Source organism: Nonomuraea sp. NPDC049684 (assembly GCF_044465345.1).
Lineage (GTDB): Bacteria > Actinomycetota > Actinomycetes > Streptosporangiales > Streptosporangiaceae > Nonomuraea.
Genome location: NZ_JBITLO010000003.1, coordinates 725221 through 747801, shown reverse-complemented (window position 1 = coordinate 747801; position 22581 = coordinate 725221). Strand labels below are relative to the sequence as shown.

27 protein-coding genes, 1 tRNA gene and 1 pseudogene are annotated in these 22581 nt (G+C 70.5%); 18 read left to right on the top strand and 11 right to left on the bottom strand.

Annotation, left to right across the window (positions count from 1 at the left end):
* The first annotated feature begins 27 nt into the window (after positions 1-27).
* Positions 28-189 carry a hypothetical protein gene (locus tag ACIBST_RS13805; RefSeq protein WP_352327431.1) on the top strand — a complete coding sequence of 54 codons (162 nt, stop codon included), beginning with the start codon at positions 28-30 and terminating at the stop codon, positions 187-189.
* 30 nt (positions 190-219) lie between these two features.
* Here the strand turns inward: ACIBST_RS13805 and ACIBST_RS13800 are convergent, their stop codons facing one another.
* Positions 220-402, bottom strand: a complete 183-nt coding sequence (locus ACIBST_RS13800; protein ID WP_397171596.1) for a hypothetical protein — start codon at positions 400-402, stop codon at positions 220-222.
* A 394-nt stretch (positions 403-796) separates the two neighbouring features.
* Here ACIBST_RS13800 and ACIBST_RS13795 point away from each other — a divergent pair, with 394 nt between their 5' ends.
* A complete protein-coding gene (locus ACIBST_RS13795) occupies positions 797-1234 on the top strand; it encodes a PPOX class F420-dependent oxidoreductase (RefSeq protein WP_352327433.1) in 438 nt (145 codons plus the stop codon).
* Between the two features lie 578 nt (positions 1235-1812).
* Here ACIBST_RS13795 and ACIBST_RS13790 read toward each other — a convergent pair.
* Positions 1813-2475, bottom strand: a pseudogene (locus ACIBST_RS13790) (ISL3 family transposase); the annotation flags it as partial.
* Positions 2476-2988 (bottom strand): hypothetical protein, encoded by a 513-nt coding sequence (locus ACIBST_RS13785; RefSeq protein WP_397171663.1) that lies wholly within the window; start codon positions 2986-2988, stop codon positions 2476-2478.
* Between ACIBST_RS13785 and ACIBST_RS13780 the strand changes: the two genes are divergently transcribed.
* Genes ACIBST_RS13780 through ACIBST_RS13770 form a run of 3 tightly spaced genes read left to right on the top strand, consistent with a single transcriptional unit; the run spans position 2929 to position 4658 of the window.
* Entirely contained in the window at positions 2929-3321 is a 393-nt protein-coding gene (locus ACIBST_RS13780; RefSeq protein WP_397171661.1) for a replication initiator, read from the top strand. The genes ACIBST_RS13785 and ACIBST_RS13780 overlap by 60 nt on opposite strands.
* Positions 3322-3357: 36 nt before the next feature.
* Positions 3358-3516: a helix-turn-helix domain-containing protein gene (locus ACIBST_RS13775; protein ID WP_397171659.1), complete on the top strand. Its 159-nt coding sequence runs from the start codon at positions 3358-3360 to the stop codon at positions 3514-3516.
* Entirely contained in the window at positions 3513-4658 is a 1146-nt protein-coding gene (locus tag ACIBST_RS13770) for a tyrosine-type recombinase/integrase (protein WP_397171594.1), read from the top strand. Before ACIBST_RS13775 ends, ACIBST_RS13770 begins: the two co-directional genes overlap by 4 nt.
* A 75-nt stretch (positions 4659-4733) precedes the next feature.
* Here the strand turns inward: ACIBST_RS13770 and ACIBST_RS13765 are convergent.
* Positions 4734-4810, bottom strand: a tRNA-Pro gene (locus tag ACIBST_RS13765).
* Positions 4811-4960: 150 nt separating this feature from the next.
* Here ACIBST_RS13765 and ACIBST_RS13760 point away from each other — a divergent pair.
* The 4 genes from ACIBST_RS13760 to ACIBST_RS13745 all read left to right on the top strand — a co-directional run bounded on the left by ACIBST_RS13760 (position 4961) and on the right by ACIBST_RS13745 (position 7208).
* Positions 4961-5329 carry a hypothetical protein gene (locus ACIBST_RS13760; protein WP_397171592.1) on the top strand — a complete coding sequence of 123 codons (369 nt, stop codon included), beginning with the start codon at positions 4961-4963 and terminating at the stop codon, positions 5327-5329.
* Between the two features lie 71 nt (positions 5330-5400).
* A complete protein-coding gene (locus ACIBST_RS13755) occupies positions 5401-5946 on the top strand; it encodes a hypothetical protein (RefSeq protein WP_358293686.1) in 546 nt (181 codons plus the stop codon).
* A gap of 6 nt (positions 5947-5952) precedes the next feature.
* Positions 5953-7005, top strand: coding sequence for a hypothetical protein (locus ACIBST_RS13750; RefSeq protein ID WP_397171590.1), 1053 nt, complete (start codon positions 5953-5955; stop codon positions 7003-7005).
* A 5-nt stretch (positions 7006-7010) separates the two neighbouring features.
* Positions 7011-7208 carry a hypothetical protein gene (locus ACIBST_RS13745; RefSeq protein ID WP_397171588.1) on the top strand — a complete coding sequence of 66 codons (198 nt, stop codon included), beginning with the start codon at positions 7011-7013 and terminating at the stop codon, positions 7206-7208.
* Between the two features lie 327 nt (positions 7209-7535).
* On the opposite strand, the gene ACIBST_RS13740 is transcribed toward ACIBST_RS13745, so the two are convergent.
* Both ACIBST_RS13740 and ACIBST_RS13735 read right to left on the bottom strand, forming a co-directional pair.
* Positions 7536-7949: an ATP-binding protein gene (locus ACIBST_RS13740; RefSeq protein WP_397171586.1), complete on the bottom strand. Its 414-nt coding sequence runs from the start codon at positions 7947-7949 to the stop codon at positions 7536-7538.
* A 37-nt stretch (positions 7950-7986) separates the two neighbouring features.
* Entirely contained in the window at positions 7987-8703 is a 717-nt protein-coding gene (locus ACIBST_RS13735; RefSeq protein WP_397171584.1) for a SigB/SigF/SigG family RNA polymerase sigma factor, read from the bottom strand.
* Positions 8704-8935: 232 nt separating this feature from the next.
* Here ACIBST_RS13735 and ACIBST_RS13730 point away from each other — a divergent pair, with 232 nt between their 5' ends.
* A complete protein-coding gene (locus ACIBST_RS13730; RefSeq protein ID WP_397171657.1) occupies positions 8936-9292 on the top strand; it encodes an STAS domain-containing protein in 357 nt (118 codons plus the stop codon).
* A gap of 4 nt (positions 9293-9296) precedes the next feature.
* Here ACIBST_RS13730 and ACIBST_RS13725 read toward each other — a convergent pair whose 3' ends face one another.
* Positions 9297-10019, bottom strand: a complete 723-nt coding sequence (locus ACIBST_RS13725; RefSeq protein ID WP_364330995.1) for a GAF and ANTAR domain-containing protein — start codon at positions 10017-10019, stop codon at positions 9297-9299.
* A 58-nt stretch (positions 10020-10077) separates the two neighbouring features.
* On the opposite strand from ACIBST_RS13725, the gene ACIBST_RS13720 reads away from it, so the two are divergent.
* The 4 genes from ACIBST_RS13720 to ACIBST_RS13705 all read left to right on the top strand — a co-directional run bounded on the left by ACIBST_RS13720 (position 10078) and on the right by ACIBST_RS13705 (position 15363).
* A complete protein-coding gene (locus ACIBST_RS13720) occupies positions 10078-11910 on the top strand; it encodes a SpoIIE family protein phosphatase (RefSeq protein ID WP_397171582.1) in 1833 nt (610 codons plus the stop codon).
* A gap of 106 nt (positions 11911-12016) precedes the next feature.
* Complete coding sequence (locus ACIBST_RS13715; protein ID WP_397171580.1) at positions 12017-13120, top strand: glycosyltransferase; 1104 nt, start codon at positions 12017-12019, stop codon at positions 13118-13120.
* A gap of 82 nt (positions 13121-13202) precedes the next feature.
* Positions 13203-14618: an AAA family ATPase gene (locus ACIBST_RS13710; protein ID WP_397171578.1), complete on the top strand. Its 1416-nt coding sequence runs from the start codon at positions 13203-13205 to the stop codon at positions 14616-14618.
* A 22-nt stretch (positions 14619-14640) separates the two neighbouring features.
* Positions 14641-15363, top strand: coding sequence for a glycoside hydrolase family 16 protein (locus ACIBST_RS13705; RefSeq protein ID WP_397171576.1), 723 nt, complete (start codon positions 14641-14643; stop codon positions 15361-15363).
* Here the strand turns inward: ACIBST_RS13705 and ACIBST_RS13700 are convergent.
* Positions 15348-16415 carry a helix-turn-helix domain-containing protein gene (locus tag ACIBST_RS13700; RefSeq protein WP_352358124.1) on the bottom strand — a complete coding sequence of 356 codons (1068 nt, stop codon included), beginning with the start codon at positions 16413-16415 and terminating at the stop codon, positions 15348-15350. The two genes, ACIBST_RS13705 and ACIBST_RS13700, sit on opposite strands and share 16 nt — an antisense overlap.
* A gap of 76 nt (positions 16416-16491) precedes the next feature.
* On the opposite strand from ACIBST_RS13700, the gene ACIBST_RS13695 reads away from it, so the two are divergent.
* Positions 16492-17409, top strand: a complete 918-nt coding sequence (locus ACIBST_RS13695; RefSeq protein WP_352329158.1) for a proline dehydrogenase family protein — start codon at positions 16492-16494, stop codon at positions 17407-17409.
* Positions 17410-19035, top strand: coding sequence for an L-glutamate gamma-semialdehyde dehydrogenase (gene pruA, locus ACIBST_RS13690; RefSeq protein ID WP_397171574.1), 1626 nt, complete (start codon positions 17410-17412; stop codon positions 19033-19035).
* A 57-nt stretch (positions 19036-19092) separates the two neighbouring features.
* Here pruA and ACIBST_RS13685 read toward each other — a convergent pair whose 3' ends face one another.
* Positions 19093-19671, bottom strand: a complete 579-nt coding sequence (locus ACIBST_RS13685) for a PIN domain-containing protein (protein WP_397171572.1) — start codon at positions 19669-19671, stop codon at positions 19093-19095.
* Positions 19672-19692: 21 nt separating this feature from the next.
* Entirely contained in the window at positions 19693-20145 is a 453-nt protein-coding gene (locus ACIBST_RS13680) for a helix-turn-helix domain-containing protein (protein ID WP_397171570.1), read from the bottom strand.
* A 127-nt stretch (positions 20146-20272) separates the two neighbouring features.
* Here ACIBST_RS13680 and ACIBST_RS13675 point away from each other — a divergent pair, with 127 nt between their 5' ends.
* Positions 20273-21235 (top strand): GlxA family transcriptional regulator, encoded by a 963-nt coding sequence (locus ACIBST_RS13675; RefSeq protein WP_397171568.1) that lies wholly within the window; start codon positions 20273-20275, stop codon positions 21233-21235.
* Between the two features lie 4 nt (positions 21236-21239).
* Entirely contained in the window at positions 21240-21863 is a 624-nt protein-coding gene (locus ACIBST_RS13670) for a DJ-1/PfpI family protein (protein WP_397171566.1), read from the top strand.
* 61 nt (positions 21864-21924) lie between these two features.
* On the opposite strand, the gene ACIBST_RS13665 is transcribed toward ACIBST_RS13670, so the two are convergent.
* The gene (locus ACIBST_RS13665) at positions 21925-22533 is read right to left on the bottom strand and encodes an ArsR/SmtB family transcription factor (RefSeq protein ID WP_397171564.1); all 609 of its coding nucleotides are present in this window, start codon (positions 22531-22533) and stop codon (positions 21925-21927) included.
* Between the last annotated feature and the right edge of the window lie 48 nt (positions 22534-22581).

Below are 22581 nucleotides of genomic sequence, written 5' to 3'. Positions count from 1 at the left end.
GGCGCCTGCGGGCGGCATGACAGCGCGTTGCAGCATCTCGCGCAGGCCGGACGGACCGCTCTGGAGTTGCAGGCCAAGAGCCGCCACCAGCACCTGGCCAGCCTCGGCCGCTACGTGCGCCTGGGCGAGGAGATCTCCGCGCGCATCACCGCCGAAGCCGACCCCGCCCAGCGCCGCCGTCCCCGCTGACCTCCACCCCACGCGCTGGAGCGGACGCGATCAGGAGGACTCCCGCGCCAGCCGCGCCTGATCATCGTCAGCGTCAGGCTCGACGCGGTACCCGGCCTTGCGCAGGTCGTCGGAGTACCGGGCGAGCTCCTGCGCGGATGCTTCAGCATCGTCCGGATGACCTCGGCGTCCCTGTCCCGCGCCGTACCCGAGCTCCGGCTTGTCGTCGCTCATGGTCAACACCGTGAGCGAATCGAGACCCTAGCCATGGGGGGTCCGTATCAATCCAGGTAAGAGGCTACTTCGTTGGAAATCATCCCAGCATCACCGGCGCCGCCGGACTCCTGCAGCTGGGCGGCTGGACACCGTACCAGCACGGCACTCCGTGCTGCCCCACGATGCCGAGGACGGCAGCAACACCCCCACTCCCCTGGCTCGCTCCCGGCACGCGGACGAGCTGCGGCGGCTGGCCCGGCACCTGTCCGAACCGCTCCGCCGGCTCGCGGGCTCTTTGCCCCGCAGGTCTGGAAGACAACCTGAACCCTGAGTCCCGCAAGGCGGTTGAACCCGCGGTGTGCTCGGTCGGATCGCTTGACCTTAAGCACGGTTGAGGTCGCAGACTGCTGCCATGATTTTCACTGACTCAGAGCACGCATACCTGTCGGAGCAGGAACTCGGCCGCCTGGCCACCCTCGGCCCCGACGGGTCTCCCCACTCTCAGCCGGTCGCGATCTGGTTCGACCCCGCAACCGAGACTGTCCAGATCGGCGGCCCGGAGCTGAGCAAGAGCCGCAAATACAAGAACGTCCTGGCCGACCCCCGGGTTTCCCTCGTCATTGACGACCAGTCACCGACGCCCAACGCCCTCGGCCAGACCGGCCGCGGCATCGAACTGCGTGGTCACGCCGAGATCGTCTTCCTGGACCCACCGCTCCACCCGGCCTTCGACCACGAGACCCTGCGCATCCGACCGCACCGCATCGTCGCCTGGAATCTCGAGCCGATCACCAATCCGTCCTTCGGGAGCGGCTCACACCTCCAGGGCTACAACTCCCGCGACGTCTGACCACGATCGAAAAGACGACGACCGGCGTCTGCCCGGCCGGAAGCGGCAGCACGACGCCTTCGTGGGCGACGGCCCCCGCATTGGACACCGCAGCGAAACCTTGCCGGCTGGAACGCTTGACGGGGTGGCCGTGGTGAGCGTCATCCGCATGCCGCGCGGCCACGGACCGTGCGGGCCTTGAGTACCGGGCATCGTACTGCCCGGACCAGCAGTCAAGTACGGTCCGGGACCGTGAGGGCCGGGATAGGGCCTGGGGCCCATCATGCCCGGCCCATGTCGACCAGGGCCACATCGACCACACGCCCTTGCAGCGGCAGCGCGATGCACATGGGCTGCGGCTGCTGATGGGCATGATCATCGCACCCACCGCCGCTTCTCCCAGGCCCAGGCCGGCGCACATGACGGCGCTCGCCCCCGCGTAACTCACCTTGCGGAACCGCATGGCTTTGCACCTCCATCACTTCGCCCGCCCGATCGCCACCGGGCCATCGGCGCCTCCGCTTGATCCGGCCATCCTGGACCGTGGACGAGAAGGCCTCACCGGGCGGCCTGCCCGAACGGCAGGAGGACTATGTGGCGACTTCCTTGGTGACGGCCTCACCGAGGTTGTGCCATAGATGCCAGCGATCACTCACCTGGACGGCGTCAGGCAGGGCGCGGCGGATCGCTTCGGCGCAGGCGCCCGAGCCGTCTCGGCACACGATCTGCACTCCGGGATGGGTGCGCAGCCACGCCTCCAGCACATCGGCGGTGCGGCCGGGTAGAACGTCGATGCGCTCTCGGGTCTCGGCGTCGATCAGCACGGTGGCGTAGCGGTGGCGCCGACGCAGGGCGAAGTCGTCCACTCCCAGCACCCGGGGTACGCGCGGCGGTGGCAGGGGCAGGCGTAACAGGATCCGCAGGGCGGTATGCCGGGATAGGTGCACGGCCATCGCGGACAAGAGGCGCACGCCGGCACGTCCGGCCAGTTCGCGGACCACCGCTCCGATCTGCGAGGCCAGGCGGGGCGTGCGGCGTTGGTAGCGCTCCAGCACGCCGGGCAGCTGCTCCCGGAAGGTCTGGCGGCAGCCGCGGGTCGGGCAGACCATGCGGCGGATCCGCACCATCACCAGCACGCGACGTGTGTCCACCGCGACATCGGCCAGAGTGCGCTCGTGATAGCCATGCACGCGAGTTGTCCCGGCTCCACAGGTCGGGCAGGCGGCAGAAGAGTCGTTCGGGGTTCGCGCCCGTACCCGAATCTACTCACCCTGGTCCGCTATGTCCTCCACTACCAGCGGCGATAGCCCTGAGAACACCGTCTGCACCAACTCGTTGACGTCGCTGTTGAGCGGGTCGAGGCCCTTACGTAGGGCAGCTTGCTGTGGCTCGGTCAGACATACGCCGACAGCATCCCACTCGCGTCCTTTCGCCTGGTGGACAGTCAGGCCGGGAATCGGGTCGGGGATGTCTCGCAGCAGGAAGGTGCGTAGCCAGCCGAGCGGCTCAGTGTACCTGTGGTGCTTCCGTCGGAACTCGCGTCCAGACTCTGTGCCTACAGCGATGACCAGGGCGTCCCAGGCCGCGTCAACGGGTTTGACCTCCGTCGACACCAGGATATTGAGCACGGCTACCAGCTGGGGATGCAATCGATCGCGTGCTGCTGGGTCGGAGATCCCGAGCAGTTTGTAGGCCTCCTCGGCGAATACGGCGGGTTGGCCGAACTTCGCGCGGGTGACCAGATCGAGCAGCAGGGTCGCCGCGGCCTTCTCCACCGTGCTCGGCGAGGCGAACGACGCCCCGAGTTCGCCAGGCTATGGCTCCGGCCGTGGGCACACATGCTGGGCTTCCGGGGCCACTTCTCCAGCAAGAGCCGTCTCTACTCCATCACCTTGGGCGACCTGCGCGGCGCTCGCGCCCTGCACCGCGCCGCCGAAGCCCGCGAGCGCCACGACCTACCCACCCTCGACCAGGCGACCACACTCGTCATGGCGCACTGGCGCTTCGCCGGAAGCGGCTACACCCAAGGCGAGGCGATCATGGCCGAGCACATCCGCCAGCGAGTCGAGACCGCCCGCAAGATCGCGGCAGAGCGGGCGGATGAATGACCCCCCCTCCCCGCCCACGACCGGCGGCTCTACCGCATCACCGACGCCATGCACCTGCTCAGCCTCAGCCGCAGCGTGATCTACGAACTCATCCGCTCCGGCCGGCTCCGCTCCGTCACTCAGGGACGGGCCAGGCTCATCCCCGCCTCAGCCATCGAGGACTACATCTCCCTACTCGAACAGGAGGCTCCATGACCGAACGACGCAGCCGAGGGGACGGCGGCCTGCACTGGGACGAGAACCGGCAACGCTGGATCGCCTCAGTGACGGTCGGCTACACCCCGGCGGGCAAGCGCATCGTCAAGAAGGCCAGCGGCAAGACCAAGACCGAAGCCAAGGCCAAGCTCAAAGAGATCATCCGCGACCATGACGACGGGCTTGCCAGCGGCCCGGCGAACTACACGGTGGCCGATGCTGTGACGAGTTGGCTCGCCTATGGCCTGCATGGCCGGAGCCAGAGCACTGTCGCCAACTACCGGTTCCTGTGCGCCAAGCACATCATCCCTGACCTGGGTGCCCGGAAGCTGCGTGAGCTGAGCGCCGAGGACGTGGACCGGTGGCTCGTCGGCAAGGCCAAAGTCCTGGCCGTGCGCACAGTGCGGTTGCTGCACTCGTGTCTGAACCGCGTGGTCAAGTTCGCCCAGGCCCGCGACAAGGTCAAGCGCAACGTGGTGGGCCTGTGTGAGATCCCCGAGGGCAAGGAAGGCCGCCCGTCCAAGTCCCTCACCCTCGACCAGGCCACCGCTCTGCTCGACGCGGCAGAGGGCACCCGCCTGTACGCCTACGTCGTCCTCTCGCTGCTGATCGGTGCCCGCACAGAGGAACTGCGGGCGCTCACCTGGAACGAGGTCGATCTCGTCGGCGATCCGGACAAGGACATCCCGCCGTGGATCGCGGTATGGCGTTCCGTACGCGAAGGAGGCGACACCGAGACCAAGCGCTCACGTCGCTCCCTGGCGCTGCCCAAGCGCTGTGTGGAAGCGCTGAAAGCGCACCGCGAACAGCAGCGAAAAGACAGGAAAGCGGCGGGCGACAAGTGGCAGGATCACGGGCTCGTCTTCGCCTCGCTCGTCGGCACGCCCCTCGACGCCCACAACGTACGCAGAGCGTTCCGGAAGATCGTCAAGGACGCCGGGATGCCCGCCTACTACTGGACGCCCCGGGAGATGCGGCACAGCTTCGTCTCACTGCTTTCCGACTCGGGCGTCCCCCTGGAGGAGATCGGCCGGCTCGTCGGCCACAGCGGGACGGCGGTCACCGAAGCGGTCTACCGCAAGCAGATCCGCCCCGTACTCCTGCAAGGAGCTGCGGCGATGGATGAGATCTTCGCCCGATAGTTACTCAGTTAGTCACTCACCAATGCGAAAGGGTGCCACCCTTTTGAGTGACACCCTTGCCGACCAGCTAAAACCTGGTCGGGACGACAGGATTTGAACCTGCGACCCCTTGACCCCCAGTCAAGTGCGCTACCAAGCTGCGCTACGTCCCGGTTGTGTCGGCCGCCCCCTGCGGGGCGGGACGTCATAACCTTAGCGCACATCGGAGGTAGGCGCGTACACGGAAAGCGGGAGCGGAGGGCGTGGTGGGGCGGAGGCCGAGCGTTGATCGGGCGGAGCTGGCGCGGCTGGTGGCCGGCGGGATGAGTGTGCAGGAGCTGGCCGCTCATTTCGGGGTGTCGGAGTCGGGGGTGCTCCAGGCCAAGCGGGCCGCCGGGCTGGCCAAGCCGATGCTCGACCACAGTGCCGCCGTACCGTGGAAGCTGGCGCGCGTGCACGCGCAGTCGGGGCCGGCGACGAACCTGCGGAACCTGTCGGCGGCGGCGCAGGGGAAGCCGCCGGCGGCGGAGCGGTTGAACACGGCGCTGCGGTGGGCGCAGCGGCTCGTGGACGCGGGGCTCGACGTCCGGTACGACGCGGCTGAGGGGTTCAGTGAGGTTCCGGCCTCGGGTGCGGGCTCGCACGTCGCTACGGTGCTGGAGGCCGCCAGGAAAGGGCTTGCAGCTCACTGAGTACGTGAGTTTCGACGGCCTTGATCGTGGGCAGTCGCAGGTCTCATTACAGAGACCGGAGGCGAACATCAATGACCACCTTGATCTGGGTGGCCGTCGTCGTGGTCGCGGTGGTGGCGCTCGCCGCAGTGGGCTATGTCGTGCTACAGCAGCAACGCCGCAGCCGTCTCCGCGAACGTTTCGGCCCTGAGTACGAGCGTACGGTGGCCGAGAGTGACAACCGGCGTGAGGCCGAGCGGGAGCTCATCGCCCGCGAGCAGCGCCATTCCGAGCTCGACATCCGGCCGCTGCCGGAGGAGACGCGCGACGCGTACGCCAACCGGTGGACCGAGGTCCAGGAGCGTTTCGTCGACGCTCCCGGGTTCGCGGTGACCGAGGCGGACCAGCTCGTCACCTCGGTGATGGCCGACCGCGGCTACCCCACCGACGACTTCGAGCAGCGGCTGTCCGATCTGTCGGTCGGGCACGCGGCCACTCTCGACCACTACAGGACGGCCCACGAGATCAGCGGGCGGGCGGCCAGGAAGGAAGCCTCGACCGAGGAGCTCCGGCAGGCCATGGTTCACTACCGCGCGCTGTTCGAGGAACTGCTGCACGAGACCACGCGAGGGCGGTGAACGTAGATGAGCAGCAGCAAGAGAAGTGAGGACGAGCTCAGGGTCCCGTCGCAGCGGTCGGACGAAGCTGCCAGGGACGACGAGCACAGAGACCTCACCGACGAGACCGGCGACCGGTACGACGGCGCCACCACCGGACGCCACGACGACGGCTACCCGAACGACGCCGGCCGCACCCCGGCGGGCCACGGGTACGACTCCACGGTCTCCGACCGGGATCATGACGACGAGCCGTCCTACAAGGACCCCTACGCGAGCACCGGCACTGACGGCGACCTGCCGACCGAGCCGCACCGCGAGCCCCCTCTGGGACAAGGTTCCGACCACCGCTCCCCCGACCCCGCTCACGCCGACGTCCCCGCCAACGAGACGTCCGGACACGAGACTTCCCGGGACGTGCTGTCCGGAACCGGGGCACGTCACGACGACCGGTCCGACGACGTTCTGGTCCACAGTGACCGGTCCGACGATGTGCTGGTGCATGGCGACCGTCCCCACGGCGAACTGTCCCATGACGGACGAGCCCAGGAAGACGTCCTGGTGCACGGCGAGCGGGACGACGACGCCCTGGCGCGCGACGGCCTGTCCCCTGCTGGAGCGGCCCGCGACGGGCTGACGACGGACGGCGGTCTCACCAACGATGGGCTCGGCGAGGGCGGGCGGCCAATCGAGGGGGCTCCCTTCGAAGGGACGCCCGTCCAGGCGACGCCTGTCGAGGGGGCTCCGGTGGATGAGGTTCCCTCGCACGCGGCTCCTCGGGAGGTCGCCCTGTTCGACCAGGACCCCGCCGAGGTGCAGGCCCGCTGGCGGGACGTCCAGGCGTCCTTCGTGGACGACCCCGCCGAGGCGATCCAGCTCGCCGACGGCCTGGTCGGCGAGGTGGTGGAGTCGCTGACCAACTCCCTCACCAGCCGTACCGGCTCTCTGCGGGAGCGCTGGAAGGACGTCGACTCCCCCGACACCGAGGACCTGCGTCAGGCGTTCCGCGACTACCGCAACGTCCTGGAGCAGTTGCTCGCGCTGTCCACGCACAATCTGACCCCCGAACCGAGGAGGTGATCGGCATGCTCGCAGTCGTCGCGGCGATCATCTTCGGGATCGGATTCCTGCTCGACCTCGTGGGTGTGAAAATCGCCGGCGGGATCTCCGGCATGACGTTCGTGCTGCTCGGTCTGACGTTGCTGGCCCTGCATCAGGCGGGTGTCGGCACGGCGAGCATTCGCGGCGGGTACAGCAACTGGCGCGGCCGCAGCCGCCGCTGAGCGGTCCCCTTGGGGCCGCCCTTGAGCGCCACTGACCGCACCTTCGGGCGGGAGGCCGACTGGCCTCCCGCCCGAAACACCCAAAGAACTAAATAGAGCCAAATATCCGGAAAAAGCGGGCCAAGAGCTGACGTCATGAACAGAGCAGACAGGCACACCGCCCAGCAAGCCGACAGCAGAAAACCCGGGCCGACCGACAGCGCGGCCAGGCCGGGCAAGCGAAGGCCGATCCAACGGCCGAGCCCGGACAAGCGAAGACGCAGTCAGTGACCGGGCCCGGATGAGCCCCAGCCAGTGACCGAGCTCAGGACAGGCAAGAAAAGCAGGTCACCCCTTGCCGGGAAACCTCATGATCACGGTGCTGCCCCCGCTCCCCACCCTCAACGTGAAATCGGACGACAGCAGCCGCGCCACCCACAACCCCATCCCCCCGACAGCCCCCGGCAGCGGCCCCGGCTTCCAGAAGCCCTCGTCGTGCACCTCGACCACCAGGTCCCCGCTGATCACCCAGGTCCTCATGGCCGCCCGATCGGCCCCGTGCGTGACCGCGTTGGTCGCCACCTCGTTGACCGCGATGACGAAGTCGCCGACCGCCTCATCGGGCATCCCCACGGCGCGGGCCTCGTCCTCGGCGAACTGCCGGACCTCCGGCAGGTCCGGCAGGCGGAAGCGCAGTTCCTTCACGGGCACGCCGGGTGGCGGGCTCGTGTAGCCCGACTGAGGCTCGACGTCCTCGTTCACCCGGCGACTCGCCTTTCTCTCACCAGCCGGCCAGCGGCTAACCGACCAGCAGCTCACTGCGGAGCTGGTCGAGTACCTTACGGAGAATCCGTGAGACGTGCATCTGCGAGATGCCGAACTCGGCGGCGATCTCGGCCTGCGTCATGTTGCCGAAGAAGCGCAGCAGCAGGATGTGCTTCTCGCGGCTGGGCAGCGCGTCTATGAGCGGCTTGACGGCCTCGCGGTCGACCATGGTGCTCAGCGTGTCGTCGTCCTCGGGGATGACGTCGCCGAGCGAGGCCGCGTCGTCGTCGGTGCCGAGCGGCGCGTCGAGCGACAGCGTGCTGTACGCGGCCGAGGCGTCGAGGGTGAGCAGGACGTCCTCCTCCGAGATGTTCATCTTCGCGGCCAGCTCGGCCACGGTCGGGGACCTGCCGAGGTCCTGGCTGAGGTCGGCGACGAGCCGGTTGAGCTCGGACCGCCGCTCCTGGTAGAGACGCGGGACCCGGATGGCCCAGGTGCGGTCGCGGAAGTGCCGCTTGACCTCACCGGTCATCGTGACGACGGCGTAGCCCCTGAAGGCGTGGCCGAGGGTCGGGTCGAAGCCGTTGACGGCCTTCATCAGGCCGACGTACGCGGCCTGGAGGAGGTCCTCCAAAGGTTCGCCCCGGTAACGGTAACGCCTGGCGATTTCCATGGCCAGCGGCCGGTGCATCTCCACGATGCGCTCGCGCAGCCGCTCCCTGTGGCTGTCGGGTGTGTCTTCCCTGACCATCTCAGCCAGGAGATCTTCCGCTGTCATCTCCTCGAGGACGTACTCCTGCACAGCCATCGCTGCTCCTCATATGGGTCGCAGGGCGGCCTCCGCCAGCGGAAAAGCCCAGGCAGAGGCACGCCTCGCTCTACTCTCGAGACGGAAGCCCTCTGCTGGACTTCGGTCCCAGTCTCCCCCCTGCCGCGGGAAGTATTCCTCGGTCGCGTGGTGACAGTAGGGTTGCTTCGTGACAATGCCCGAAAACGGCGAGGGGCCCGTGGCCGCCCTGAGCCTGACGTCATCGCCCGTCGGCGAGATCACCGTCGTCAAGGTCGACGGTGTGCTCGACGCCACGACGCGTGAGCAGTTCGCCGACTACCTGTCGCTGGCCGGAGCCGACCTGATACTCGATCTGGCCGGGGTGACGTTCATGGATTCGCGCGCGCTCGGGCTGATCGTCCATCACTGGCAGACCAGCCTGGCGTCGGGTTCCAAGTTCGCCCTGGTGGGCGTGGAGTACTCCAAGTCGAAGGTGATGTGGATCACCGGGCTGGCCCAGCGCCTGCCGCTGTTCGACACCCTCGACGACGCCCTGGCCGCCATCGGCTGAGGCCCTATGAGCGACGCGTCGACTTGCGCTGGTGCTCCTCCACCAGGAGCCTGGCCAGATCGGCCACCTTGACCTGATGGTGCTGCGAGATCCTGCGCAGCTCCTCGAAGGCGGCCTCGGCCGTGCATCCGCTGGTCTGCATGATGATGCCCTTGGCCTGGTCGATGACCGACCGGCCGGCCAGGGCCTCCTGGAGCTGGGCGGCGTCGGTGCGCACCTCCTCGAACTCCCACATGTTCGCCATGGCCACCCCCACCTGCTCGGTCAGCATGTCGGCCAGCGAGTGGGCGGCCTGGGGGGAGAAGGCACCCGGGCGTACGGAGTAGAGTCCGACGATGAGCTGCGCCGGCGCCACCTCGATGGGCACGATCAGTACCGAACGCACCCCCCAGCGGGTCGCCAGTGCGTTGTAGCGGGGCCAGCGGCTGTCGCTCAGCACGTCGCTCAGGCTCGCCCGGGCGCCGCTCTGGCGGGCCTCCAGGGACGGTCCCTCACCCAGTTCACGTTCGCCCTCGACCAGCATGATCAGCTCGCTGTGCGAGCCGGAGACCAGCACCCGCTGGTCGCGCCAGTGTTCGGCCGAGCCGCCCGAGCAGCCGGGCACACCGGCCGCCAGCGCCGTGGTCAGGCCGCGCAACACGCTCTCCGTGGAGGTGTCCTCACCCAGTCGCCCCAGCGCCGCCAGGTCTCGGGCGAGCCCGGGAGTGATCATCGCGGTCGATTCCATAGCAAGAAGCCCCTACCCCTTATGGCTACCGTTATCCCCGGTGGCGTAGCGTCAAAGGATGACCATGCCGGACCTCGAACACGCTCTGGACGCGCTGGCGGGACGCGTGTCGTCCTTGCGTGAGGCGAGGACCGCCTACCCTACCGACCTCGCGCCCACGCTCGACGCCGCCCTGGCCGAACTGGACACCGCGGCCGAGTTGCTCGCCGAGGCGCGCGAGGCGCTGCGCAAGGCGCCCAAGCGCGCCGCGAGCAAGAAGGACGGCACCCAGCGGGAGCTGAAGCTGCTGCGCCAGGTGTTCCGGGCCTTCCCGGTCCCGGTGATCGTGCTCGACGGCGGCGGGGTGGTCCGGCGGATCAACCCGGAGACCTCGCGGGTGCTCGGCAGCCCCGACGGCTACCTGGTCGGGCGGTCGTTCCCGCTGCTGGTCGACGTCTCCAGGCGGGCGGCGTTCCGCTCGCACCTGAACTCGGTGCTGCAGACCGGGCAGCCGTCGGCGTTCGAGACGCGGCTGGCGCACCAGGGGCGGACGCACACCGTGCAGCTCGCGCTGACGCGGGTGACGATGCCGGGCGAGCCGCAGCAGATGGTGGCGGCCGTGGCGCTGCCCACCGAGGTGCAGCTCCCCGAGCCGGGGGCGCGGCGGCCCGAGCAGTCCGACGGGGCGCTGCTGCTGGCCGCGTCCAAACGGCAGGACCTGCTGGCCAGGGTCGGCGGGCTGCTGCTGGACGAGGAGGCGCTGCTGCGCCCGGTGGCGATGCCGCGGACCACGCGCCTGCTGGCGGCCGAGTGGGCCGACTGGGTGATCGCCGACCTGGTGCGCGACGGGCTGCCGCGGCGTTCGGTGGTGGTGGCGCCGAAGAACCATCCGCTGGGCGACCTGGTGCGGCTGGTGGAGTCGGCCGACCCGGCCGGCAGCCAGGTGGTGATGCAGGTGCTGGAGCGCGGCTCGGGCGTGGTGCACGAGATGGTCGACGACGAGTCGCTGCTCGGCTTCACCGCCGACGGGCCGCTGCTGACCGCGATGGGCGCCGGCTCGCTGCTGTCGGTGCCGATCGGGCAGTCCGACGGGGTGCTGACGCTGGTGCGCACGCACGACCGGCCGCCGTTCTCGCTGGCCGACCTCGGGGTGCTCCAGGACGTGGGGATGCAGCTCGGCCTGGCCGTACGCGCCCAGTCGAGCTTCCAGAGCCGTTCGCGGGCCGCCGACGCGCTGTCGGCCAGCGTGGCCCCGCGCAACCTGCCCGACGTGCCCGGCTACGAGGCGTCGGCGGTCTACCACCCGGGCGCCTCGGTGGGCGCGGAGTTCTACGACGTGTTCCCGGTCGCGGGCGGCTGGGGGTTCGCCCTGGGCGGCGCGGCGGGCAAGGGCGAGGAGGCGGCCTCGGTCAGCGCCATGGTGCGCGGCGGGCTGCGGGTGCTCAGCACCTGGGAGTCCCATCCCGACCTGGTGATGCGCAAGGTCAACGAGGCTCTGGTGGCGCAGGGCACGGGCATGTTCGTGATGGCCGTGGCGGGGTTCGTCAAGGGCCGGACGATCCAGCTCTCCTCGGCCGGTCACCACCCGGCGGCGCTGTTGCAGCCCGACGGCAACGTGCGCTTCGCGGCGGGCGGCGGCGTGCCGCTGGGCATCTCCCGCGAGGCCGAGACGGACGTGCAGGAGCTGACCGTCTCCGTCGGGGAGACGCTGGTGCTCTACTCCGAGGGCCTGATCTCCTCCAGGAACGACGCCGGCGAGCCGTACGGCGAGGAGCGGCTGGCCGACGTGCTGGGCCGTTGCGCGGGCCAGTCACCGGCCACCGTGGTCAAGGCGGTGGAGGCCGACCGGCACGCCTTCTCCGGCGGCCAGGTTTGGGACGAGATCGTGGTACTGGCCCTGAAAGGTGTCTGATCTGCGGGGGTTTGCGATCCGGCTAAACATGGGTATTGTCTTGCCGTAGAACAACGTGCCTAAGACGCAGGCACACCTTGAAGGCTTTTCCACGCTGAGGTGTGCCATGAATATTGCGATCGTCGCGTCCGCCAAGGGAAACCAGCGCCACCGTATCCTCTCCGTAGCGCGCGAGCTGGGCCGCGAACACCACGTCACCATCTACTCCCGTCGTGACGACGCCGAGGGCAAGCCCAAGACGCGGGTGGCCCCGGGGGTCACTCTGGAGCAGATCGACGTGGGCCCGGCCAAGAACCTGTCGCCCGACGACGTCGTGCCGTACCTGAACGACGTGGGCGAGCACCTGATGAAGCGGTGGAACCAGGAGCGCCCGGACGTGATCCACGCCCACTCCTGGACCGGGGGCCTCGCCGCCGTGGCGGGCGCCAAGGGGTTGGACGTGCCGGTCATGCAGACCTTCCACGCCGTGGACGCCGCGCACCAGAAGCTGGAGCGGGCGCTCGGACGCCGGGCCAAGGCGGTCATCGCCGGCTCGGGCGACGAGGAGTCGGCGTTGATCAGGCTGGGCGTGCCGCGCGGGAACATCGCGATCGTGCCGCACGGCGTGGACACCGAGCGGTTCCAGCGGCGCGGGGCGGTCGCCACCAAGGGCGCCCGCAAGCGGCTGCTGCACGTCGGCCCGCTGTCCCCCGAGCGCGGGGCGTACACGGCGGTACGGGCGTTGCAGGGGCTGACGGACGTCGAGCTGGTCATCGCCGGCGGCCCCGAGCCCGAGGACCTGGACGACGACAGGGACGCGCGCCGGCTGCGCGCCCTGGCCGAGCAGCTCGGCGTCGCCGACCGGGTGACGCTGCTGGGGCAGGTCAAGCGGGCCTCGGTGCCGAAGCTGATGCGCAGCGCGGACGCCGTGGTGTCGGTGCCGCGCGAGGCCGCGACGGGCGTCGTCGCGCTGGAGGCCATGGCCTGCGGCGTGCCGGTGATCGCCTCGGCCGTGGGCGCCCACCTCGACTCCGTGATCGACGGCGTGACCGGCCTGCTGGTCCCGCCGGACCGGCCGGCGCGCACCGCGCGGCTGGCCCGCGAGATCCTGTGCGACCCGACGCTGCGCACCGCGCTCGGGTACGCCGGCGCCGACCGGGCGCGCTCGCGCTACTCCTGGGAGCGCGTGAGCCAGGAACTGGTCCGCGTCTACGAGTCGGCCTGCGCCTGAGGCGAACGGCGAGAGGCGGGCGGCGCAAGCCGTCCGCCTCTCGCCGTTCCCAGGCGTGGCCCGCTGTGCCAGGGTGACGCCCATGGAGATCAGTGAGGCACGTTCGCTGGCACACGCGCTGCGACAGCTCCTGGACGACGCGCACACCCTGATCGACGAGTCGCGGTCCCTCCCCGAGCTGGTACGCCGGGTGACCGCGCATCTCGGCTGCGGGCTCACAGACCTGACCTGCGTCACGCGCAGCTTCAAGAACTGGGAGCACGCGAGCCTCCAGAAGGGCGTCGACGCGTACCTGGAGGCGCGGGGCGGGGCCGAGTGGTTCGGGGTGTCCGGGACCGGGCGGGAGCACCACGACACCATCGACATCATCGCCATGTCCGCCCGCGGCCCGGAGGCGGGCGGCATCGGCGCCGTCGACTACGTCACGACGGCCGTCGGCCCGGAGGAGACGATGGAGGTCGTCTCGTTCGGGCTGGTCCTGACGCACGCGCCGGGCGGCGAGCCGATCGTGCTCGGCGTGCGCGGCGCGGTCGAGCGGTTCGGCAGGGAGGACTGCAGGGTGGAGGTGATCGCGGCCTCCCGCCCGCCCGCGACCGCCGCCGGCCAGGAGGTCGAACGGCTGATGCGCGAGAACGACGTGCTGCGCGGCCAGATCCTCACCTTCGGCGCCTCCGAGCACCGGGGCAACCAGCTGGTGACGTTCCTGCCCCGGCCGTCGATCGACCCCGAGCAGGTGATCCTGCCCGACGGGGTGCTGGAGACGATCGAGCGGCACGTGGTGGGCGTCGCCAGGCACGCCGACGTGCTGCGCGCCCGCGGCCAGCACCTCAAGCGCGGCCTGCTGCTGCACGGCCCGCCCGGCACCGGCAAGACGCACACCGTCCGCTACCTGATGGGCCGCATGCCGGGGGTGACGGTCGTGGTCATGGCCGGTACGGCGCTGCGCTTCGTCCAGGAGGCCGCCGCCCTGGCCAGGCGGCTCCAGCCGGCCATCGTGGTCGTCGAGGACGTCGACCTCGTCGCGCACGACCGCCGCTTCTCCGAGGAGGGCAGCCCGCTGCTGTTCACCCTGTTCGACGCCATGGACGGCGTCGGCGCGGACGCCGACGTCACGTTCGTGCTCACCACGAACCGCGTCGAGACCCTGGAGCAGGCGCTGGCCAACCGGCCCGGCCGGGTGGACCTGGCCGTCGAGGCGCCGCGCCCCGACGCCCGCCTGCGCGCCGCGCTGCTGCGCCTGTACGGCGGCGACCTGCTGGCCGGGATCGAGCTGGAACCGCTGGTGACCAGGACGGACGGGATGACCGCCTCGTTCTTCAAGGAGCTGCTGCGCAGGGCCGTGCTGGAGGCGCTGCGCTCCGGCGGGCAGGCCGAGACCCTGAGCCGGGAGCACCTGTCGGCGGCGCTGGAGGAGATGATGCGCAGTCAGGGAGAGCTGACCCGGTCGATGCTGGGCGGCCCGGAATCCGACCGTAAGGGGCCCTTGTTACCGGAGTGAGATCTTTGCTTCGATGGTCCGCATGTCTACTCGCGGTTCGAAGCGGGCGGCGGTGGCGGCGCTGATCACGGCCCTCGCCCTCCCCCAGAGCGCACAGGCGGAGACGTCGGGGTGGGGCGAGCCCGTCCTCGTCGAGAACTTCGACGGCTCCACGGTCGACACGAGCAGGTGGATGGTCTACCACTCGCCGGACGCGGCCCGTAACCCCCGTACGGGCCGGGCCGCCACGGTCACGGACGGGATGCTGCGCCTCAAGGGCGGCCGGTACGGCGGCAAGGACCTGTCCGGCGGCGTGGCCACCCGGCTAGCCCAGCGGTACGGCAGGTGGGAGGTGCGGTTCAGGGCCGAGGCGGGCAACGGCTACACGCCGGTCGCGCTGCTGTGGCCCACCTCCCAGGGCGAGGGCGACGGTTACGCCGAGGTCGACTTCGCCGAGATCGTCGACCCGCGAAGGCAGGGCGGCGGCATCTTCGTGCACGGCGGTCGCGGCCGGGCGCAACGGCAGCTGCGGGCCGACTTCACCCGCTGGCACACCGCCGCTGTGGACTGGCTGCCCGGCCGGCTGACGTTCTGGCTGGACGGCAGGAAGGTGTGGGACTACCGCGGCCCGTACGTGCCGGACGGCGACCGCATGGGCCTGGCGCTGCAGAACGACGTGGTCTGCGAGCCGCGCTGCCGCGACTCCTCCACCCCCGCGACGGTGTCGATGTACGTGGACTGGGTGAAGGTCTACCGGCCGTCCTGAGGCAGCAGCCTGGCCGCCTTCAGCCCGAGGTGCACGGTCAGCCGGTCGTCGCCGTCGGACAGGTCCCGGTGCAGGAGGCGTTCGGCCTTGCCCAGGCGGTAGTAGAGGGTCTGGCGGTGGACGCCCAGCTCGGCGGCCGTCTTCTGGGCATGGCCGCCGAGGTCGAGGTAGACCTCCAGCGTCTGGGCCAGCTCGGCGTCGAGGGCGGCGGTCTCGGCGGCCAGCTCGCGCAGGTCGGCGCGGCCGAGCCGGGCCAGCAGGCGGTGCACGCCCAGGTCCTGCCAGCGGGCGATGGGGGCGTGCCGGGGGAAGTGCTCGGCGATGCGCAGCGCCTGGCGGGCCTCGCGCCAGCTCTGCCACGCCTCGGCCGGGTCGTTCCTGGGGGCGCCGATGCCGGCGGCGGTGCCGTACGCGCTCTGCAGGGTCTGGGCGACCTCTCCGGCCAGGTGGGCGGGGGCCAGCAGGGCGACGGGCGAGCCGGTGCGGGCCAGCACGCCGCGCGGGAGCGTCCAGAGGGCGGCCACGCGCTCGCTGGACTCGCGCACGGCGACCGCGGTGACCGGGCCGGGGACCTCGATGGAGGCCGCGGCGCGTTCCTCGGGGTCGGCCGAGAGCAGCGCGAGCAGGCCGCGGCCGAGGTCCTGGCGGCTCCTGGCCTCCTGGGCGAGCGCCGCGGCGGCCCTGGCGACCAGCGGCGCGACGCGGCGCAGCGCCTCGTCGGCGAGGCTGCCGGAGTCCAGCAGCCACAGGTAGCCGTAGGTGACCTCGCCGTGCCGCAGCGGCCAGCAGACCCGGGCCAGCACCTTGAGCTCGGCGTCGGCGGGGATCCTGACCGGGCCGCCGGCCCTGGCGATGCCGTAGCGTTCGAAGTAGTCGCGCACCTCGCCGGTGGCGCGCCGGCGCAGGATCGACTCCTGGCGGACCGTGTCGATGTCGCCGTGCTGGGCGCCGTAGGCGAGCAGGCGGAACGAGCGGTCCTCCAGCGTCGCGGACGCCCCGAGCGTGGCGGCGATCTCGTCGACGATTTCCTGAAGGTCGGACGTGTTGTGCATTTGTATGACAGCCTGCCACATCGATCGTTACGCGCGTTCATGGCCCCCTCTGACCTGGGGTTTCTAGACTTGAGGCATGTTGGGTCAACTGCTCCTTGCCGCCTCCGGGAGCGGCGTCGTGCGCCGTTCCGTGTCAGGCTTTCCGCTCACCCGCAAGGTGGTGGACCGGTTCGTCGCGGGCGAGAGCGTCCAGGAGGCCCGGAACGCCATCGAACGGCTGCGTGACGCCAACCTGGCCGTGACCGTCGACCACCTCGGCGAGGAGACGCGCGACGCGCGCGCCGCCGAGACCGTGGCGCAGGCGTACGTGACGCTGCTGGAGGCGCTGAAGCCGCTGCAGCTCGGCGCCCGGGGCGAGGTGTCGGTCAAGTTGTCGGCGGTCGGGCAGCGGCTCGACGACGGCATGGCCCTGGAGCACGCCCGCGAGATCTGCGCCGCCGCCGCGGCCAACGGCTCGACCGTGACGCTCGACATGGAGGACCACACCACCGTCGACTCGACGCTGGGCATCCTGCGCAAGCTGCGCGAGGACTACCCGTCGACCGGCGTGGCGATCCAGGCCTACCTGTTCCGCAGCGAGGACGACTGCCGCGACCTGGCCCACGAGGGATCGCGCGTCCGGCTGGTCAAGGGCGCCTACCGCGAGCCCGCCTCGGTCGCGCACCAGGACAAGCAGGCCGTGGACAAGGCGTACGTGCGATGCCTGCGCATCCTCATGGCGGGGAAGGGTTACCCCATGGTGGCCACGCACGACGACCGGCTGATCTCCATCACCGAGCTGCTCGCCGACCGCTTCGGCCGCACGCTCGGCGACCACGAGTTCCAGATGCTCTACGGGATCCGGACCGACCGGCAGGAGGCCCTGGCCGGAGCCGGTCACACGGTCCGCGTGTACGTCCCCTACGGCGACGACTGGTACGGCTACTTCATGCGCCGGCTGGCCGAGCGCCCCGCCAACGTCGCCTTCTTCCTTCGTGCCCTTGGGGGTAAGTAAATGGATGCCATCAGCAACGTCCCCGTCCCCGTGAACGAGCCCGTGCTCGGCTACGCGCCGGGCAGCGCCGAGCGTACGGCACTGGAGGACCGCATCAAGGAGCTGGCCGGCTCCCCCGTCGACCTGACCATGACCATCGACGGCGAGCAGCGGCTCGGCGGCGGCGCGCCCATCGACGTGGTGCAGCCGCACAACCATGCCTCCGTCCTGGGCCGTACCAACGACGCTACGGCTCAGGACGTGCAGGACGCCATCGACAGCGCCCTGCGGGCGGCGCCCGCCTGGCGGGCGCTGTCCTTCGACGAGCGGGCCGCGGTCTTCCTCAAGGCCGCCGACCTGCTGGCCGGTCCGTGGCGCCAGACGCTGAACGCGGCCACCGTGCTGGGCCAGTCGAAGTCGGCGCAGCAGGCGGAGATCGACTCGGCCTGCGAGCTGATCGACTTCCTGCGCTTCAACGTGGCCTACGCCCGTCAGCTCTACTCCGACCAGCCGATCTCGTCGCCGGGCGTGTGGAACCGGATGGAGTACCGGCCCCTTGAGGGGTTCGTGCTGGCGATCACGCCGTTCAACTTCACCGCCATCGCCGGAAATTTGCCGACTTCTGCCGCTTTGATGGGGAATGTCGTCGTCTGGAAGCCGTCGCCGACGCAGCAGCTCGCCGCGCACCACACGATGCGCCTGCTGGAGGCGGCCGGGCTGCCGCCGGGCGTGATCAACATGGTCACCGGCAACGGGCAGGCCGTCTCCGAGGTCGCGATGACGCACCCGGCCCTGGCCGGCGTGCACTTCACCGGCTCGACCCCCACCTTCCAGCACCTGTGGGGCACGATCGGCGCCAACATCGCCTCCTACCACGGCTACCCGCGCCTGGTGGGCGAGACCGGCGGCAAGGACTTCGTGCTGGCCCACCCCTCGGCCGACCCCGCGGTGCTCTCGACCGCGCTGGTCAGGGGCGCCTTCGAGTACCAGGGCCAGAAGTGCTCGGCGGCCTCGCGGGCGTACGTGCCGCGTTCGGTGTGGAACCGCATGCGTGACGACTTCGTGGGCGTGGCCGAGTCGCTGACCGTGGGCGACGTGGCGGCCGACCTGTCGACGTTCATGGGCGCGGTCATCGACGAGCGGGCCTTCGCCAAGCACAAGGACGCCATCGACCGGGCGCGGGCCGCCTCGAACATCGACGTGCTCACCGGCTCCTACGACTCCGGCGTCGGCTACTTCGTCAAGCCGACCATCCTGGAGTGCGCCGACCCGACGGACGAGATCTTCGTCAAGGAGTACTTCGGGCCGATCCTCGGCGTGCACGTCTACGAGGACCGCGACTTCGACACGGTGCTCGACCAGATGGAGGGCATCGCCCCGTACGCGCTGACCGGCTCGATCATCGCCCAGGACCGGTACGCCATCGCCGCGGCCTCGGAGCGGCTGCGCTTCGCGGCGGGCAACTTCTACGTCAACGACAAGCCGACGGGCGCGGTCGTGGGCCAGCAGCCGTTCGGCGGCGCGCGCGCCTCGGGCACCAACGACAAGGCCGGCTCGATCTTCAACCTGATCCGCTGGGTGAACGCCCGCACGATCAAGGAGACGTTCGTCCCGCCGACCGACCACCGCTACCCGCACATGGGCTGACGCCCCCAAGAGCCACGGCCGGCACCCCCACAGGGGTGCCGGCCGTCTCCATTTCCGTCAGAAGCCGCCCTTGACGATCGTCAGCGCATTCTCCGCACCTCTGGCGAAGCCGGGAACCCCCGCCTTGTCCAGCGCGGCGAGGACGTCACGGATGGTCATCGGTGGACGGCGTTTCCCCGCCGCCATCCGGGCGAGCACGCCCAGCACCTCACGCGGACTGCGGTTCAGCAGCGAGCGCAGGTACGCATCGGGAGTGCTGACGCTCACCCCGTGGCGGCCGAGGAACGACGCCGGGAAGTCCGTGACGTTCCAGGTGACCAGGATCCGGGCGCGACCCGCCATCGCGGCGGCCATGTGATGGCGGTCGTCGAGGTCGGGGCCCTCCATCTGATCGATCAGGTGCTTGTAGTCGTCCTCTGAGACCCGGCTGTCGGCGAAGAACTCGCGAATCACCGCCCCGATGCGCGCCGCAGAATGGGCGGAGCGGTGCTGCTCGCGCACGATGACACGTTCCCATTCCGACAGCAGGTGATCGCTCCAGACCCAGGTGCGCACGGCGTCCTCGGTCATCGCGAGCATGAGATCCATCAGCGAGAACGGGAACAGCACGTTGGTGTCGACGAAGACCCGCGCCATCAGCCAATGTCCCTCGGGAGATCAATAGGGTAGTTCCGCCTCTTCGGCGACCTCCATGATCCTGCGACGGGCTTCGGCGCGACGCTCGCGGCGATCCTGGAACTCCAGGACGTCTTCCAGGCGGACGACACGATGGCGACTGCCCGGAAGGCGTTGTGCGGGGATCTCGCCCTCGTCCAGCAGCCGCACGACGAAGGGACGCGACAGGCCGAGCAGCTCTGCGACCTCGTTGGGGCTCAACAGGACCTCGGCAGGCAGGGCCCAGACGGCGTGCCCCTTGCCGAGATCGTGCGCCGCGGCGGCCAGGAGCGTGACCAACGAGCGTGGCAGCACGAGGTCGGTGCCGTCCGGCCCGCGCAGCACCAGCGACGCGTTCCCTGCGGCAGCCGTCGCCTCCAGGTGTTCGAGCAGCTCGCGGTCACCGCTGTCGGCTTCGACGCGCGTCGCGCCGGCCAGGACGCCGCTGCGGGGCATGACCACCTCCAACTCCTGATATCTGCAATAAGTGTAACCCGCCCCCACTGAGGGGCGGGAGCGCGTGGCGTAATGTGCAAGGTTTGTGTCATTGACGCCAATGCAGGGCCGCGACCAGCATGAAGGCATGCAGCGACGGATCGTGATCGTCGTCTTCCCGGGCTTCCAGTTGCTGGACATGGCCGGGCCGGCGGACGTGTTCGCGACCGCCGACCTGATCGCCCGGGGACGCGGATACCGGGTCGAGGTGGCCGGCGTGGAGGCGGGGGCGGTGAGCGCGTCGAACGGGGTCACCGTCATGGCGGGGGCGCTCGGCGAGGTGTCGGGGCCGATCGACACGCTCATGGTGGCCGGCGGGCTGTCGGTGCCCGGTCAGCTGGAGGACCGCGCGCTGATCGGGGCGGTCGCCGGCCTGGCGGCGCGGGCCGGGCGGGTGGCCTCGGTCTGCAACGGGGCCTTCGTGCTGGCCGAGGCCGGGCTGCTCGGCCGGCGCCGGGCCACCACCCACTGGCTGGCCGCCGACGACCTGCGCCACCGCTACGCCGACGTCGAGGTGGACCCCGATCCCCTCTACATCGAGGACGGCAACGTGTGGACCTCGGCGGGCGTGCTGTCCGGCGTGGACCTCGCGCTCGCGCTGGTGGCCAGGGACCACGGCCACGAGCTGGCCCGCGACGTCGCCCGCGGGCTCGTCGTCTACCTGCACCGGCCGGGCGGGCAGAGCCAGTTCAGCGCGCCGATGCGGGCCATGACGCCGCGCAGCCTCCCCCTGCGGGAGCTGCAGGGCTACATCGACGCCAACCCGGCCGCCGACCTGAGCGTGCCCGCGCTCGCCCGGCGCGTCGGGATGAGCGAACGGCACTTCTCCCGCGTCTTCACCGAGCAGACCGGCCTGCCGCCCGGCCGGTACGTCGAACGCAGCCGCGCCGACGCCGCCAGACGCCTCCTGGAGGTCACCGGGCATCCTCTGGAGACCGTGGCCAGGGAGGCGGGCCTGGGCACGCCGGAGACCCTCTATCGCGTCTTCCGCCGCCATTGGCGGGTGTCGCCGGGCGAGCACCGCCGCAGATTCCAGTCGAAGGAGAAATGACACCATGCATGTGGCAATCCCGCTTTATCCCCGTTTCACCGCTCTGGACGCGGTCGGCCCCTACACCGTGCTGGCGTTCGCGCCCGGCGTCACGGTGACGTTCGTGGCCGGGGAGGTGGGGCCGGTGACCGACGACCAGGGCACCCTGTCGATCACCGCCACCGCCTCCTACGCCGACGTGCCGCGCCCCGACGTGGTGCTCGTGCCCGGCGGGCCCGGCACCGCGGAGGCGATGTCGGACGAGGCGCTGCTCGGCTGGCTGCGCGAGGCCCACGAGCACACGCAGTGGACGACGTCGGTGTGCAGCGGCTCGTACGTGCTGGGCGCGGCGGGGCTGCTCAAGGGCGTGCGCGCGACCACCCACTGGGCGGTGCTGGACGGCCTGACGGGCGTCGGCGCCGAGCCGGTGAGCGAGCGCGTCGTCACCGAGGGCAAGATCGTGACGGCCGCCGGGGTGTCGGCCGGGATCGACATGGCCCTGACCCTGCTGGCCAAGGCCGACGGCGTCCAGACGGCCGAGGCCGTGCAGCTCGCGATCGAGTACGACCCGTGCCCGCCGTTCGACGCGGGCTCGCCCGCCAAGGCGCCCGAGGGCACCGTCGAGCGGGCCATGAGCCTGATCTCCTGACCGTCCGGCCGCGGCGCCCCCGTCCCCTTCCCGGGACGGGGGCGCCGCGCGTTCCAGCAGGTCAGGACCGGCCGTCCGCGGGCGGGTCGCCCGTGGCGCCGAGCGGCAGGACGTCGAAGTGCACGACGACGTGGGCGCCGTCGGAAGGGGCCTCCCTGCCGTCCGACAGTCCGCGGAAGCGGTCCAGCACCTCCAGCACCTGGTCGCGCAGGTCGGCCGTCTCCTCCGGGGTGAGCCGCAGCGAGCGGCGGGCGAACACGCCGGCCTGCGTCCATTCCTCGGGAGCCCGCATCGCCCCCTCCCGCCAGCGGGTCAGCTCCGCGCCGCGCTGCCGGACCATGTCGTCCAGAAGGAACCTCAGCGCGGCGTCGACCTCCTCGGGGTTGCCCTTCGCGGGCCCGAAGCTGAAGCCGCCCGGGGTGATCCGCCAGTACTTCTCCTTGCCCCGGCCCAGCTCGGACGCGATCTCGATCATGCCGTGGCGGGCCAGCTCGCGCAGGTGGTAGCTGGTGGCCCCGGTGTTCTGCCCGAGCAGGCCGGCCAGGCCGGTGGCCGTGGCCGGGCCGTGCTCGTCGAGCAGCTCGTAGATGCGCAGCCGCAGCGGGTGCGCGAACGACTTCAGCGCCTTCGCGTCGAGGGTGCGGGCGGAGAAGCTCTTGCCTTCTGTCACTGTGCAAGCCTATCTTTGCAAAGAAATCTATGCACACTTTTCTTTACA